This window comes from Aequorivita iocasae, assembly GCF_016757735.1.
Classification (GTDB): domain Bacteria; phylum Bacteroidota; class Bacteroidia; order Flavobacteriales; family Flavobacteriaceae; genus Aequorivita; species Aequorivita iocasae.
The window spans coordinates 3,232,529-3,246,434 of the sequence record NZ_CP068439.1 but is presented as its reverse complement, the minus strand read 5'-3'; the positions used below and the strand labels follow the sequence as shown (position 1 = coordinate 3,246,434).

At 38.2% G+C, this 13,906-nt stretch carries 18 protein-coding genes and 1 tRNA gene; 12 read left to right on the top strand and 7 right to left on the bottom strand.

The features are described from left to right. Positions 1-355 precede the first annotated feature (355 nt). Positions 356-820, top strand: a complete 465-nt coding sequence (locus JK629_RS14910) for a DinB family protein (protein ID WP_068760901.1) — start codon at positions 356-358, stop codon at positions 818-820. 6 nt (positions 821-826) lie between these two features. After that, the gene (locus JK629_RS14905) at positions 827-1,132 is read left to right on the top strand and encodes a DUF6122 family protein (RefSeq protein ID WP_202336395.1); all 306 of its coding nucleotides are present in this window, start codon (positions 827-829) and stop codon (positions 1,130-1,132) included. Between the two features lie 34 nt (positions 1,133-1,166). Here JK629_RS14905 and rlmH read toward each other — a convergent pair whose 3' ends face one another. Beyond that, on the bottom strand, positions 1,167-1,640 hold the full coding sequence (rlmH, locus tag JK629_RS14900) for a 23S rRNA (pseudouridine(1915)-N(3))-methyltransferase RlmH (RefSeq protein ID WP_202336394.1): 474 nt from the start codon (positions 1,638-1,640) through the stop codon (positions 1,167-1,169). A 106-nt stretch (positions 1,641-1,746) separates the two neighbouring features. Between rlmH and nadC the strand changes: the two genes are divergently transcribed. From nadC to priA, 4 genes are all read left to right on the top strand, one after another. Beyond that, positions 1,747-2,607, top strand: coding sequence for a carboxylating nicotinate-nucleotide diphosphorylase (nadC, locus tag JK629_RS14895; RefSeq protein WP_202336393.1), 861 nt, complete (start codon positions 1,747-1,749; stop codon positions 2,605-2,607). Continuing rightward, positions 2,604-3,518, top strand: a complete 915-nt coding sequence (locus JK629_RS14890) for a YihY/virulence factor BrkB family protein (RefSeq protein WP_202336392.1) — start codon at positions 2,604-2,606, stop codon at positions 3,516-3,518. The genes nadC and JK629_RS14890 overlap by 4 nt, the downstream gene beginning before the upstream one ends. A gap of 24 nt (positions 3,519-3,542) precedes the next feature. After that, entirely contained in the window at positions 3,543-3,971 is a 429-nt protein-coding gene (locus tag JK629_RS14885; protein WP_202336391.1) for a DUF2147 domain-containing protein, read from the top strand. 106 nt (positions 3,972-4,077) lie between these two features. After that, positions 4,078-6,528 (top strand): replication restart helicase PriA, encoded by a 2,451-nt coding sequence (priA, locus tag JK629_RS14880; protein WP_202336390.1) that lies wholly within the window; start codon positions 4,078-4,080, stop codon positions 6,526-6,528. Here priA and JK629_RS14875 read toward each other — a convergent pair. Continuing rightward, a complete protein-coding gene (locus JK629_RS14875) occupies positions 6,525-7,238 on the bottom strand; it encodes a LytR/AlgR family response regulator transcription factor (protein ID WP_202336389.1) in 714 nt (237 codons plus the stop codon). The genes priA and JK629_RS14875 overlap by 4 nt on opposite strands. Positions 7,239-7,450: 212 nt before the next feature. Here JK629_RS14875 and rpsF point away from each other — a divergent pair, with 212 nt between their 5' ends. The 4 genes from rpsF (at position 7,451) to JK629_RS14855 (ending at position 9,277) form a co-directional block, all read left to right on the top strand. Continuing rightward, positions 7,451-7,789, top strand: coding sequence for a 30S ribosomal protein S6 (gene rpsF, locus JK629_RS14870; RefSeq protein ID WP_202336388.1), 339 nt, complete (start codon positions 7,451-7,453; stop codon positions 7,787-7,789). Positions 7,790-7,792: 3 nt separating this feature from the next. Next, positions 7,793-8,089, top strand: coding sequence for a 30S ribosomal protein S18 (gene rpsR, locus JK629_RS14865; protein WP_062620899.1), 297 nt, complete (start codon positions 7,793-7,795; stop codon positions 8,087-8,089). 16 nt (positions 8,090-8,105) lie between these two features. Further along, the gene (gene rplI, locus JK629_RS14860) at positions 8,106-8,651 is read left to right on the top strand and encodes a 50S ribosomal protein L9 (RefSeq protein WP_202336387.1); all 546 of its coding nucleotides are present in this window, start codon (positions 8,106-8,108) and stop codon (positions 8,649-8,651) included. 152 nt (positions 8,652-8,803) lie between these two features. Next, a complete protein-coding gene (locus JK629_RS14855) occupies positions 8,804-9,277 on the top strand; it encodes a DUF6495 family protein (protein WP_202338075.1) in 474 nt (157 codons plus the stop codon). Positions 9,278-9,358: 81 nt separating this feature from the next. Here JK629_RS14855 and JK629_RS14850 read toward each other — a convergent pair whose 3' ends face one another. After that, positions 9,359-10,600: an ABC transporter permease gene (locus JK629_RS14850; protein WP_202336386.1), complete on the bottom strand. Its 1,242-nt coding sequence runs from the start codon at positions 10,598-10,600 to the stop codon at positions 9,359-9,361. Between the two features lie 149 nt (positions 10,601-10,749). Between JK629_RS14850 and hisS the strand changes: the two genes are divergently transcribed. Beyond that, positions 10,750-12,123, top strand: coding sequence for a histidine--tRNA ligase (hisS, locus tag JK629_RS14845; protein WP_202336385.1), 1,374 nt, complete (start codon positions 10,750-10,752; stop codon positions 12,121-12,123). A gap of 10 nt (positions 12,124-12,133) precedes the next feature. Here hisS and JK629_RS14840 read toward each other — a convergent pair whose 3' ends face one another. The 4 genes from JK629_RS14840 to JK629_RS14825 all read right to left on the bottom strand — a co-directional run bounded on the left by JK629_RS14840 (position 12,134) and on the right by JK629_RS14825 (position 13,280). Continuing rightward, positions 12,134-12,280, bottom strand: a complete 147-nt coding sequence (locus JK629_RS14840) for a hypothetical protein (RefSeq protein WP_202336384.1) — start codon at positions 12,278-12,280, stop codon at positions 12,134-12,136. Continuing rightward, positions 12,277-12,651 (bottom strand): hypothetical protein, encoded by a 375-nt coding sequence (locus JK629_RS14835; protein WP_202336383.1) that lies wholly within the window; start codon positions 12,649-12,651, stop codon positions 12,277-12,279. The genes JK629_RS14840 and JK629_RS14835 overlap by 4 nt, the downstream gene beginning before the upstream one ends. A gap of 142 nt (positions 12,652-12,793) precedes the next feature. Next, entirely contained in the window at positions 12,794-12,952 is a 159-nt protein-coding gene (locus tag JK629_RS14830; protein ID WP_157881719.1) for a hypothetical protein, read from the bottom strand. Positions 12,953-13,206: 254 nt separating this feature from the next. Continuing rightward, a tRNA-Met gene (locus JK629_RS14825) sits at positions 13,207-13,280 on the bottom strand. 195 nt (positions 13,281-13,475) lie between these two features. Here JK629_RS14825 and JK629_RS14820 point away from each other — a divergent pair. Next, positions 13,476-13,862, top strand: coding sequence for an START-like domain-containing protein (locus JK629_RS14820; protein WP_202336381.1), 387 nt, complete (start codon positions 13,476-13,478; stop codon positions 13,860-13,862). The last annotated feature ends 44 nt before the right edge of the window (positions 13,863-13,906 follow it).

Here is a 13,906-nt window from a genome sequence, read left to right as displayed (position 1 = left end):
AAAAGATCCTAAAACAAAAACAGTCAATGCCCGCAAGGCGTTTGTGTAAATATGTAGCTTGGCAAGAAACCGAGCGTTGCAAAAAAACGCTGAAGGTCTGCAAGGGGGAGAAATTGACCTTCTGCTGGGCTTTGTTATGTATAATTATAAAAATCAGCGCTTTATAATCAAAATATTTATGTTACTTTATTGTGGAATTGCAAGGCTAGAATAAATATTTGCCCAAGCCATTTCGAGTTTTCCGCTCATATCCTTACAATTGCGATTCGCATTTAAAGACCCATCAAAACTTCCTAAAATATTTCGTTATCTTTGATTGGCCATCAACAATAAACCATCAACCCTCAACCAAAAAATGAACGAGTCGCATCGCATACAAACCCTTTTCACAGACCTATATCACGGTCATCCGTGGCTGGACGTTACCCTGCAGGACACACTATCGCAAATCACCCCAGAGCAAGCCGCTCAACGCCCCATAAAAAACGGCAATACCATTTGGGAAATAGTAAACCACATAATTTCTTGGCGTGAAAACGTACTGAAAAGAGTACAGGGCGAAGTGATCCAAACACCTTCAAACAATTATATAGTAAAAATAGAAGATGATTCAGATGAAGCGTGGCGCCAAACGCTAGATGCCTTGGAAACTACCCAAAAGGAATGGCTTTATTTTCTCAGCACTTTTAACGAAGCAGATTTTATAAACGAATACCCAGTTAACAAACTCACCTATTATCAGCACATTCACGGCATCATCCAGCACGACGCCTATCACTTGGGGCAAATAGTGCTTTTGGCAAAAATGGTAAAATATTAAAAGGAAATGCTTCAAACGGTACTACACTACAGCCTGCATTTTCTGGTTCCGGGCTTGATTGCGTATGTTTTTTTCAGAAAAGAATGGAAAAAAGCGTGGCTCATTATGGTAGCCACAATGGTGGTAGATTTGGATCATCTTTTCGCAAATCCAATATTTGATCCCGGCCGTTGCAGCATAAATTTCCATCCGCTGCACACCTATTGGGCAATGGCGGTTTACGTAGTATTATTATTCTTTAAAAAAACCAGAATCATAGCAGTAGGCCTACTATTCCACTTGCTAACAGACTTCATAGATTGCCAATGGTAGAAAACCCTCTTCGCTCTTCGCTTTTCGCTAATTCCTATCGATGATGATACGGTTCATTCCGAAGAATAGTAAACCCACGATAGAGTTGCTCAATAAAGAAAAGCCGAACCATTTGGTGCGAAAAGGTCATTGAGGAAAGTGAAACCTTCCCGTTAGCACGCACGTAAACCGCATCGCTAAACCCATAAGGACCGCCAATTACGAAGATGAGGTTCTTCAAGCCGCTGTTCATTTTCTTCTGAAGAAACTGTGCAAACCCTTCCGAAGTATAAGTTTTTCCCTTTTCATCAAGCAGAATCAAGACATCAGCAGTAGAAGTTCGTTTCAAAATTTCTTCCCCTTCGGCCTGTTTTTGAAGTGCTTCGGAAAGATTTTTAGCGTTCTTCACATCGGGAATCACTTCCATTTCAAAAGAAATATAAAAACCGAGACGCTTGGTATAGTCATCCATCAAGGTTTGCAGCTGCTTGTTGTCAGTTTTGCCAATGGCGAGAAGTGTAATTTTCATTAAAAACTTTTCAGATGCCAAAAATACAAAGATAAAAGTTGCTACTTCCCACTTCCCACTTCGTCCTTCAAACTTTTTAAAGTATTTTAGCTAAAATTTCCTTGCTATGATTTCACAAAAACAATTCAACAAAGAAATAGACATCATCATTGCCAACGCCATCCGAGAGGACGTAGGTGATGGCGACCACAGCTCGCTGGCTTGTATTCCCGAGGACGCAAGGGGTACTGCAAAACTTTTGGTGAAGGATGCGGGCATTATAGCTGGGGTAGAATTTGCCCGACAGGTTTTTGAATATGTGGACCCTGGTTTAGAGTTGGATATAAAGATAAAGGACGGAAGCGCCGTAAAGTATGGCGATGTGTGCTTTTACGTTTCGGGCCTTTCACAATCCATTTTAAAATCGGAAAGATTGGTTTTAAACGCCATGCAGCGTATGAGCGCTATTGCTACCAAGACCAATGAATATGTAAAATTACTGGAAGGAACCAATACTAAAATTCTGGACACCCGAAAGACCACGCCCGGAATACGCGCTTTGGAAAAGTGGGCGGTAAAGATTGGGGGCGGGGAGAACCACCGCTTTGCACTTTATGATATGGTAATGCTCAAGGACAACCACATAGATTTTTGCGGAGGCATTACAAAGGCGATTGAAAAGACTAAGAATTACTTAAAGGAAAACCAGTTGGGGCTTAAAATTATAGTCGAAGCACGAAACTTGGACGAGATTGCGGAAATATTGCAGTCAGAAGGCGTGTATAGAATATTGATAGACAATTTTAACTACGAAGATACGCGTAAGGCGGTAAGTTTAATAAACGGAAAATGCCTAACTGAATCCAGTGGTGGTATTACTTTAGAAACCGCAAGAAAATACGCTGAATGTGGTGTGGATTATATTTCCAGCGGTGCTTTGACGCATTCCGTTTATAATATGGATTTGAGCTTAAAAGCCATTAAATGAACAAAGAGGAAGAAAAGGAAATAAAAATCCCGATTGTTCGGGATCTGGTAAGATTCAGCAAAAAAATAAAACTTCCCGGTATGGGCGAGTTTTCATTGTACAATCTGTTGGATGTATATGTTGTAGGCATTATAAATGGAACTTTTTCATTCCGTGCCAGTTCTATTGCTTATAGTTTCTTTTTGGCACTATTTCCTTTTTTATTGTTTCTGCTTAACCTCATTCCATACATTCCCATAGACGGTTTCCAGACCCGTTTTTTAATATTTATTGAAGCTTTGCTGCCCGCCAAGACTACCGAATTCTTTTATCCCATCATTGCAGATATTGCGGTAAACCCAAGAGCTGGATTAATATCTTTTGTTTTTTTTCTCTCCATTTTTTTATCTGCAAATGGTGTGAACACTATTTTCAGCGCTTTTGAATATTCTTTTCACGTAACTATAAACAGAAGCTTTTTACGTCAGTATATGGTAGCTGTGGTGGTTTCTATTTTCTTGGCATTGTTGTTGTTAACTTCAGTAGGAGTCATCCTTTATATTGAATATATAATTCGGGACCTTCAATCTAGGGCATATATAGATAATGATGTTTTCTGGATTTCGTTCTTTCAGTTTATTGTATTCCTAATGATGATATATGTGGTAATAGCCACTTTGTATTATTATGGTACTAAGGAAGGAAAATCATCACGGTTTTTTTCAATAGGGGCAGTAACCACAACAATACTTTTTGTGTTGACCACCTACCTTTTTGGAGTTTACATAAATAACTTTTCAAATTACAACGAGTTATACGGTTCCATTGGTGCCCTTTTAATTTTGATGTTATATATTTGGATAAATGCAAACCTCTTGTTGCTAGGTTTTGAGCTGAACGTATCAATAAAGCGACTAAAAGAAAAACTTTAACAATAAACTTAATTTTTTAAACAGATGAAAAAAATACTTTTAACATGCTCCCTGATTGTCTTAACAGTTCTCACTACTATGGCGCAAGATGTAACCGGTAAATGGAAAACCATTGACGATGAAACTGGCGAAGCAAAATCTATTGTCGAAATATACAAGCAGGACGGAAAAGTTTATGGAAAAGTGGTAGAAATTTTAAATCCCGCCAAAAAGAATGCTACATGCGAGGAATGTTCCGGTGCCGATAAAGGAAAACCAATCCAGGGCCTAGTAATCATCAAAGGCCTTGAAAAAGATGGCGATGAATACAACGACGGTACTATTATGGACCCCAACAACGGAAAGGTCTATAAATGCTACATTGAACTGGATGGTCCAAACAAACTGGATGTGCGCGGTTATATAGGGTTTTCGCTTTTGGGAAGAACACAAACCTGGACGCGCGTTGATTAATAAAATATTAAAAATAGTATCTTTAGGCCACCATTTATGGTGGTCTTTTTTTATTTCAACGGCTAAAAATCTATTAAATTCCTAATCCTTATAAACAGCAATTTCTTTGTACTTCATAGATGTAATTCTTCCTATCCCCTTAAAGCAAGCTTTCACTTATAGCGTGAATAAAGACGAAGCTGCTTTTTTACTGCAAGGTATGCGCGTTGCTGTGCCCTTTGGAAAATCAAAGGTATATACAGGTATAGTGTATCAAATACATGACCAACCGCCTATAGGTTATGAAACAAAATCCATTGACCATATCTTGGATGAAGAGCCCATCATCACACAGTTTCAATTAAAACACTGGGAGTGGCTTGCCGGTTATTATATGTGTTCTTTAGGTGAAGTAATTAAAGCGGCACTGCCGAGTGCGTTTCTTTTGGAGAGCGAAACCATCATCAAACTTTCCTCCCGAAATTTTCAAGACGAGGAATCTTTAACCGATGATGAGTTCGTTTTATACGAAGCCTTGCAGCACCAATCATCACTTCATATAAATGATGCGCGTTCCATTTTGGAAAGAAAAAATATAGTGTCAGTCATCCAGAAATTGTTTGAAAAAAATATTATTGAGGTTGAAGAAACGGTTTATGAGCAATACGTCCCCAAGATGAAGCGCTACATAAAACTTGCGCCTAAATACACTGCCGAAGATAAACTGCGCGCGCTTTTAGATTCATTGACCCGTGCGCACAAACAACGGGAAGTACTTATGCATCTTTTTATGTTGAATACGCAGACCAAAAAACCAATCAGCAGCGTGGCCTTACAAAAGAAAAGTGAAGCCTCTGCCGCCACCATAAAGGCATTGATTGATAAAGGCATTTTGGAGGAATATTACATTCAGCACGATCGCGTGGAGTTTTCCGGCGAAGCTTCTTCTGAAATAAAATCCTTGAGCGAAGTACAAAAAAAAGCATATGAAGAAATAAACGCTTCTTTTGAAAAAAATGATGTAGTATTACTTCACGGTGTGACCTCCAGTGGAAAGACCGAAATCTATGTCAGCCTTATTGAAGAAGTACTTGCAACAGGAAAACAGGTGCTTTATATGCTTCCCGAAATTGCCCTGACTACCCAACTCATTACGCGGCTGCAGAAGTATTTTGGAGAAAAGATTTCGGTCTATCACTCAAAGTTTTCAGTGAATGAAAGGGTTGAGGTTTGGAACAATGTACTTGCTGGAAAACCAAAAGCCCAAGTTGTTATTGGCGCTCGCTCGTCATTATTTCTTCCTTTTAAAAACCTCGGACTTATAATTGTTGACGAAGAGCACGAGCCTTCTTTCAAGCAATACAGTCCGGCGCCACGCTACAATGCACGGGACAGTGCCATAGTTTTGGCCAATCTGCAAAATGCAAAACTTTTGATGGGCTCCGCCACGCCGTCATTGGAAAGTTACCATAATGCAAAATCTGGAAAATTTGGATTGGTGACCTTGAATAAACGCTTTGGAAATGTGTTAATGCCAGATATTGAACTGGTAGATATAAAAGAAAAAACCCGGAAACAACAAATGACCGGCCATTTCAGCGATCGATTGCTCGAAGAAATGCATGAGGTTTTGAAAAATGGGGAACAAATTATCCTTTTTCAAAACAGAAGAGGTTTTTCACCCGTTGTGGAATGCACTACCTGCGGAGTCTCCCCCCAATGCCCCAATTGTGATGTGAGCTTAACTTTTCACCAACATAAAAACCAATTGCGTTGCCATTACTGTGGTTATCATATGGCGATGATGCAAAGCTGTATTGCCTGTGGAAGCGAAACACTGGACACCAAAGGTTTTGGGACCGAACAGATAGAAACCGAATTAAAGTCACTGTTTCCAAATTCCAAGGTTGCTCGGATGGATCAGGATACAACCAAAGGAAAGCATGCGTACGCCAAATTGATTGAAGCTCTGGAAAATGAAGAGATTGATATTTTGGTGGGAACGCAAATGCTCGCCAAAGGTTTGGATTTCCGGAATATAAGTTTGGTGGGAGTTATGAATGCAGACAATCTTTTAAACTTCCCCGATTTTCGTGCGCATGAGCGCAGTTTTCAGTTGCTACAGCAAGTTTCGGGTAGGGCAGGGCGCACCCAAAAGCGCGGCAAGGTTTTAATACAGACCTACAATCCCTACCATCAAATATTAAAGCAAGTAAGCGTTAACGACTATGAGGCGATGTATAAAGAACAGCTGGAAGAGCGTTACAATTACAAGTATCCTCCCTTTTACAGAACCTTGAAAATTACTTTCAAAAACAAGAACTTAGAACGTGTTCAAAAAGCATCCGCCTGGTTTGGACAGGCTTTGGAATTACAGTTCAAGGAAAATATTTTAGGCCCCGAGCCACCGCCAGTAGGTAGAATAAAGAATAAGTACATTATGAATCTTTTGGTAAAAATTCCTAAAAACCAATCATTGGAAAAGACGAAAAAGTATATTGATAATGTACAGCGCAGTTTTAATTCTATTAAAGAATTTTCAAGCGTTCGCGTCACTATAGATGTAGATAATTATTAGGCGTTCTGCGTTGCGGCCAAAGCTTCAACCAAGTCAGATTTTCTGTTTCTGCTCAACGGCAACTGGTCTTTGTCCAACTCTATAGTTTTGCTATTGTAGCGTTGCACCTTGTCTAAATTCACTATGTAAGACTTGTGGATTCTCAGGAAACGTTCATTCGGTAGCAGTGCTTGAAAGGCTTTCATGGTGGAAAGCACCACGAGGGACTCATGCTCGGTTACCAGTTTCACATAATCACCTAGAGCCTCGATATAGCGAAGTTCGTTCAGAAAAACTTTTCTTTTTTTCAGGTTGCTTTTTACAAAGATAAAATCTTCATCGTCAAAACCTTCTTCATTTTTCAGCTTATAATTTGTAATTGCTTTGTGAACTGCGTTTAAAAAACGATCCTTTGCGATAGGTTTCCGTAGATAATCTACGGCATCATAATCAAAAGCTTTAAAAGCATATTTTGTTTTTCCGGTAACAAAAATTACTTGTGGCTTTCTTTGGATGTCGTCCAGCAGATCAAATCCAGAAAGAATGGGCATTTCTATGTCCAAAAAGATCAGGTCGATTTCAGTAGAGGCAAGGCCCATTTTGGCCTCAATAGCATTTTTGTACTCCCCCACAAGTTCAAGGGATGGATGCATTTGTATCAGCTTCACGATGGAAAGCCTTTGCAATGTAGAATCATCTACAATTGCACATTTCAAAATTGTTTTTTCCACAATAGTAGGTTTTGCTTAAGGCAATGATATGCAAATAATCGATGAAATGCAACTTTTTTTGATTTTAATCGAAATAAATGCGCACTTCGTCTATAATTGCTTTTTCTGAAGACAATTCAAAATAAGGTTTGATTATACCAAATAAAGTATTATTTTTGCACCCTCTTTGGCAGAAAGCCAAGGTTTTAAACATTAATTTTAATAGATTTTTTATGAATCATTACGAAACTGTTTTCATCTTAAATCCCGTTTTATCTGAAGATCAGATAAAGGAAACAGTAAAGAAATACGAAGATCTTCTTGTTTCTAAAGGTGCTAAGATGATATCCAAAGAAAATTGGGGCTTGAAAAAACTTGCTTACCCAATCCAGAACAAAAAAAGTGGGTTTTATCACCTTTTTGAATTCACCGTTGACGGTGAAGTAGTACACGAACTTGAAACTGAATTTAAAAGGGACGAACGTTTTATGCGTTACCTTACAGTGAGCCTCGACAAGCACGCAATTGCGTGGGCAGAAAAAAGAAGAAACCGCAATAAAAAATCAGCTTAAATTATGGCTACATTACAACAACAAGCAAAAGGAAAAAAAGACGGAGAGATAAGATATCTTACCCCGCTTAACATAGAGACCAACAAGACCAAGAAATATTGCATGTTCAAAAGGTCTGGTATTAAATATGTTGATTATAAGGATCCAGATTTCTTATTGAAATTTGTGAACGAGCAAGGTAAAATCCTTCCAAGAAGACTTACCGGAACTTCATTAAAGTATCAGCGCAAAGTGGCCGTGGCCGTTAAAAGAGCACGCCATTTGGCACTTATGCCTTACGTAGCCGATTTATTAAAATAAAAAACCAGAGAACAGTATGGAACTTATATTAAAAAAAGACGTAGAAAATCTGGGATTTACAGATGATGTGGTAACTGTAAAAAACGGTTACGGAAGAAACTTTTTGATTCCACAAGGGCACGCAGTACTTGCAACCCCTTCGGCAAAAAAAGTATTGGCTGAAACTTTGAAGCAACGTGCCTTTAAAGAAAAGAAAGTTGTGGACGAAGCCAAAACCCAGGCTGAGAAACTCAACGGCCTTGAAATTAAAATTACCGCCAAAACAGGCGAAGGCGATAAATTGTTTGGTTCTGTAACAAACGCTGACCTTGCAGATGCCCTTGAAAAAGAAGGTGTTTCCATCGAGAAAAAGTATATCACGATTGCCGGCGGGGCCATTAAGCGTACCGGGCCTTACGATGCCACTATTCGCTTTCACAGAGATGTGATAAGCAACTTCACTTTTGAAGTGGTTGCTGAAGCTAAACCTGTAGCAAAATCAAAACCGGAAGCGAAGCCAAAGGCAGAAGCTAAATCTGAAGAGACTACTTCTGAAGAAGCTAATTCGGAAGAAGTAAACTAAGTAACACGATTAATTGTTTATAAACCTTTCCCGTTTACGGGAAAGGTTTTATTTTTTTATAAACTTCATGAAATGCCCTTTGAAAATAATAAACAAACAGAATACTTATATTGGGCATTCCATCTTCCGCTTTATCAAAAAATTATTTAATGATGAAATATGCAAGATTAACAAAAGAGCAGTTTGAAGAACTGCACCAAGAATTCATAAATTTCTTGGCCACACAGTCCATCACCGCTGATGAATGGAAGAAGTTAAAGATTGAAAAACCAGATGTCGCCGAACAGGAGCTTGATGTTTTCAGTGACCTAATTTGGGAAGGAGTAATAAATAAAGTGAAGTATTTGGAACACATTTCACCCAAACAACTTATGCTTTTCCATGTTTCCGAAGCATTTATGGAATTAATCGCAATAAAGATTGATGATGATAGTATTGACATTACCACAGAATACGGTTACAAATGGCTTCAGCAAAATCTCCACGACGATTCGGTAAACTTATATACATCCACAAAAGCAATTACTGATGACCGCAACAAAGATATTTTCGTTTTGATACAGCAAGGTTCGGTAATAACCAAAGGAGAGCTTTATACGTATTTCAGCGACTTGTTGAGCGAATAATAAAAAGCACCGGTTAAAATTCCTCAAATCCAAAATTGAATATGATTGGGATTTGGAATTTGTTATTTGTAATTTTCTATATTATTCATAACGCAAACTTTCAATTGGGTCCAATCGCGCCGCTTTGGAAGCAGGATAGGAGCCTGCAATTATTGCAACTATAAAAGTGATGATGGTAGCCCAGATAATTGCGGCCCACGGGAGTGTAAAATCAAATTTGAAGATTTTTGCAAATGCAAATCCGGTTAAAATTCCGAGGATAATTCCGAGGACACTTCCAAATTGGCCAATAACAATTGTCTCCATAAAAAATTGGGTAGAAATGGTAGAACGTTTTGCTCCCAAAGCTTTGCGAACACCAATTTCCCGGGTTCGTTCCGTAACCGAAACCAACATAATATTCATTAATGCTATGGAAGATCCCAGAATGGTTATAATGCTAATTATCCAAGCCGCTGCTTCCAAATAGCCCGTAATCGTTGCAATACGGTTTATTAAATCGTCGCTACGCTCAATGCCAAAATTATTTTCTTCCACAGGATTCAAACCGCGAATATTTCTGAAAGTAATGATGGCTTCATCCTGTGCGGCTTCCATCATTTGTTTGTCGTCAACCTTTACACTTAAGTTGTAATTAATATTGGGCTGTGTAAAAATGCCGCGAGCCACCTGAACTGGAATCAAAACCTTTAAATCCTGATTGTTCCCAAAAGTAGACCCCTTTGATTCCAACAAACCGATTACTTTAAATTTAACCCCGCGAATGCTAATGGTCTTGTTTATGGGGTCTTCATTTTCGAATAGGTTTTTTACAAAATCAGCGCCTATTAAACATACTTTATTATTATTCTGGATATCAAAAATGGTGAAATTTCGACCTTTGTCAATTTCCGTTCCGGTGTTTTCCAAATAGTTTTCATTTACACCGTAAATCTGTACTTCGGGATCGGTTTTTTCGGAACCGTATTTTACTTCGGCAGTTGATGTTCCTTGAAAAGAAAGGGAGGTTTGGGTGTGTGGAAATTCATATTTATCAATAAACTCCCGAACATCGTTGTAACTAATAATAGGATTTATCTTTTCTCTTTCTCCACTATTGTTCGTTTGTACCGAAAATTCGTATTGCTGAATATTGAAAGTATTGGCGCCCATGGAGGCAAAGTTGCCCGAAATAGTATTTTCAAGCGCCGTCACGGCACTCAAAATGCCAACAAGCGCCCAGATGCCAATTCCAATAATAACAATAGTAAGAATGGTCCTTAAGAGTTGGCTTTTAATGGAATCCAACGCAATTCGAACATTTTCCCGGAAAAGTGAAAACATATTTTTAATTTGTGTTAACCGTTAGACAGCAAATGGGCAATAAAGTTACAGAATAACCATGAGTCAATTAATTTTTTACACCAATCTTATTGTGGCAAACTTCATTAATATTTAGGATATTTGCCTAATCAAATAAAAACCTGAAAATCTTGTCTAAAAAACCATCCATCCCAAAAGGTACGCGCGATTTCAATCCTGAAGAAGTTACGCGTCGCAATTATATTTTCAATGTAATTAAGGAAACATTTTCATTGTTCGGGTTTCAACCCATTGAAACGCCTTCCTTTGAAAACAGTGAAACCTTGATGGGAAAATATGGCGAAGAGGGCGACCGATTGATTTTTAAGATTTTGAACAGTGGCGATTTTCTTTCCAAAGTAAACGAGAAATTATATTCCGAAAAAGATAGTAATAAAATAACTTCAAAAATTTCTGAAAAAGCCCTCCGCTACGACCTAACAGTTCCTTTTGCTCGCTATGTAGTGCAACACCAAAACGAAATCACCTTTCCCTTTAAACGCTACCAAATACAACCTGTATGGCGTGCCGACCGACCTCAAAAAGGTCGTTTCCGTGAGTTTTTTCAGTGTGATGCAGATGTGGTGGGCTCCACTTCACTTTGGCAGGAAGTAGAATTTGTACAATTGTACGATGCTGTTTTCAACAAACTCGGTCTAAAGGATGTGGCCATTAAAATCAACAACCGAAAAGTATTGAGTGGTATAGCAGAAACCATTGGCGCCGAAGACAGATTGATTGACTTTACGGTGGCTTTGGACAAGCTCGATAAAATAGGGGAGGAAGGCGTGAAAAGGGAAATGCGCGAAAAAGGTATTTCTGATGAAGCACTCCAAAAACTGCAACCATTGTTTTCTTTTAAAGGAAACAATGAAGAAAAGTTGAATTCCCTAAAAGATTTACTTAGGGGCTCACAAATGGGAATGAAAGGCGTAAAAGAGTTAGAGTTTATTACAGAAAATATTGAAGTGCTCGGCCTACAGACAGCCTCTCTGAATATTGACGTTACGCTTGCGCGCGGATTGAATTATTACACGGGTGCTATTTTTGAAGTCGCGGCTCCTGCCGAAGTAAGTATGGGCAGTATTGGCGGCGGCGGAAGATATGATGACCTAACCGGAATTTTTGGATTGAAGGAGATGAGTGGGGTGGGAATCTCATTTGGGTTGGACCGTATTTATTTGGTTTTGGAAGAGTTGAATCTTTTTCCCGAAACGGTTTCACAAAACAGTAAGGCACTTTTTATAAATTTTGGAGAGAAGGAAGCATTGTACGCTATGAAGGCAATAACTGGTTTGCGCAATGCTGGGATAAAAACTGAATTGTATCCCGATGCCACTAAAATGGGTAAGCAAATGGGCTATGCCGATAAAAGAAATATTCCATTTACTGTACTGGCTGGCGAAAAAGAGATGAACGCTCAGTCTTTCACGCTTAAGAACATGAAAAGCGGTGACCAATCCCAAGTAAGCTTCACAGAATTAAGTCAAATACTTTCGGAATAGAAATTTAGTCTTAACCAAAACTAATTGTTGGATCATTAGTATTGGTGGTTTTCTCTTCCGGAATTTCCAGAATTTTTTGTTCCACCTCTTGTCGTGCGGCTTCGGAAAGCATACCGGCAATTCGGAGTTTGGTAAGGTTGATTAATGTATGTTTCATTCGTCCCCAATTTCGTTAATGATTTTTTCATAGGAAATAACATAATCAATCTGTTTTTCCTCTGAAACGTGTTTGCGGGGAGTTTCAAGAATTATAAAATCAAAAAGTTTGGATATTATTTTTTTGAGGCGCTGTTCTGTGGTAAATATAGCCCTGTGTAAAAAATGAGCAGCAAAAGTAAGCGCTACTGAAAGAATAAATAGAGAGATGAAATATATTGATGTGGAAAAATCTGTTAACGGAACTAAAGTATAAATTATAAAAAATATTCCGACGAAAAGAAATGAATGGCTTATAAAGGTCAAAAACATTCTAAACTCCAAAACTTGTTGCGCAACAAATTTTAAAAGTAATCCGGAACAAATCGCCATAAGAGGAAGACTAAGAGAGTACATAAAAGAGGACATATAGGTAAATCCAAATATGCCCTCTCTATCATTAAATATATAAAAAATGTGCAAGAAAGGTGATAAGACCGCTACAATTGCAAGGAATAATAAGTAAAAACTTATTTTAGTCTTCTTGATTATCAGGAATCCCGTTACAGTTTCGGTCTCCGGGCGGACATATTTTGACTTTGTCGATTTGTTGCTCATCGCTAATTTGGTTTTCTGGGGTACAGCTAAAAGCTAGACCTGCTAGCATTACTAATGCAAATAAATAATTTTTCATATAATAGGTTTTAAAAGTTCAAGGGTAAAGTTAAACCTTTAAAGTGCCTATATAAGGCTGTCGCTCAATTATTTATTAACTAGATTTTAACAAATGTAAGAATTATGCGCATACTCGCAAGAAATTTTCGACCAAAAGGAAGATTTTATCGTTTTCGAAAGGGATTTCTTACGTCAGTGAATTAATAAATTTTACAATCTGAAACTTATCCAAAAAAAAATCCCCTTAGGAGTTAATCCTGGGGGATTTATGTGTAGCGAGAGCGAGACTTGAACTCGCGACCTCCGGGTTATGAATCCGACGCTCTAACCAGCTGAGCTACCTCGCCGTATTTATTTTGCCCAAACTTTATGTCTAAGCGGCTGCAAAGATAGAAACAAAATTATCTGTCGCAAATATTAGTTTCTGTTTTTATTGAAATTATTTCCTCTTTTTAGCAAATTCATTTGAATGAAAAATTTTCAATCTTTCATTTGAGGTTAAAATTAATATATATATATTGGGCATCAACTAACAAGGAACTATGGAAGATAAAATAAAATATGAAATGGAATTTCCCATTCAGGTTTCCCCTTCGCTTTTATATCAGTATATATCAACGCCGTCCGGCCTCTCAGAATGGTACGCAGACAATGTAAATTCCCGGGGTGAATATTACACTTTTATTTGGGCTGAAAGCGAGGAACGGGCAAAGCTGCTGAGCAAAAAAAGCCCTGAGAGAATTAAATTTAGGTGGGTAGAAGATGAAGGGGAAGACTTCTATTTTGAACTCCGCATTCAGGTTGACGAAATTACCAAAGATGTTTCATTGATGGTTACCGATTTTGCCGAAGAAGACGAAGTAGAAGAAGGGAAAATGCTTTGGGAAAACATGATCTCCAATTTAAAGTCAATTTTGGGTTCAGTCTAAAATCCCTTTAAAATATAATACCTTTGCACCGTCCCTCAAAAGGA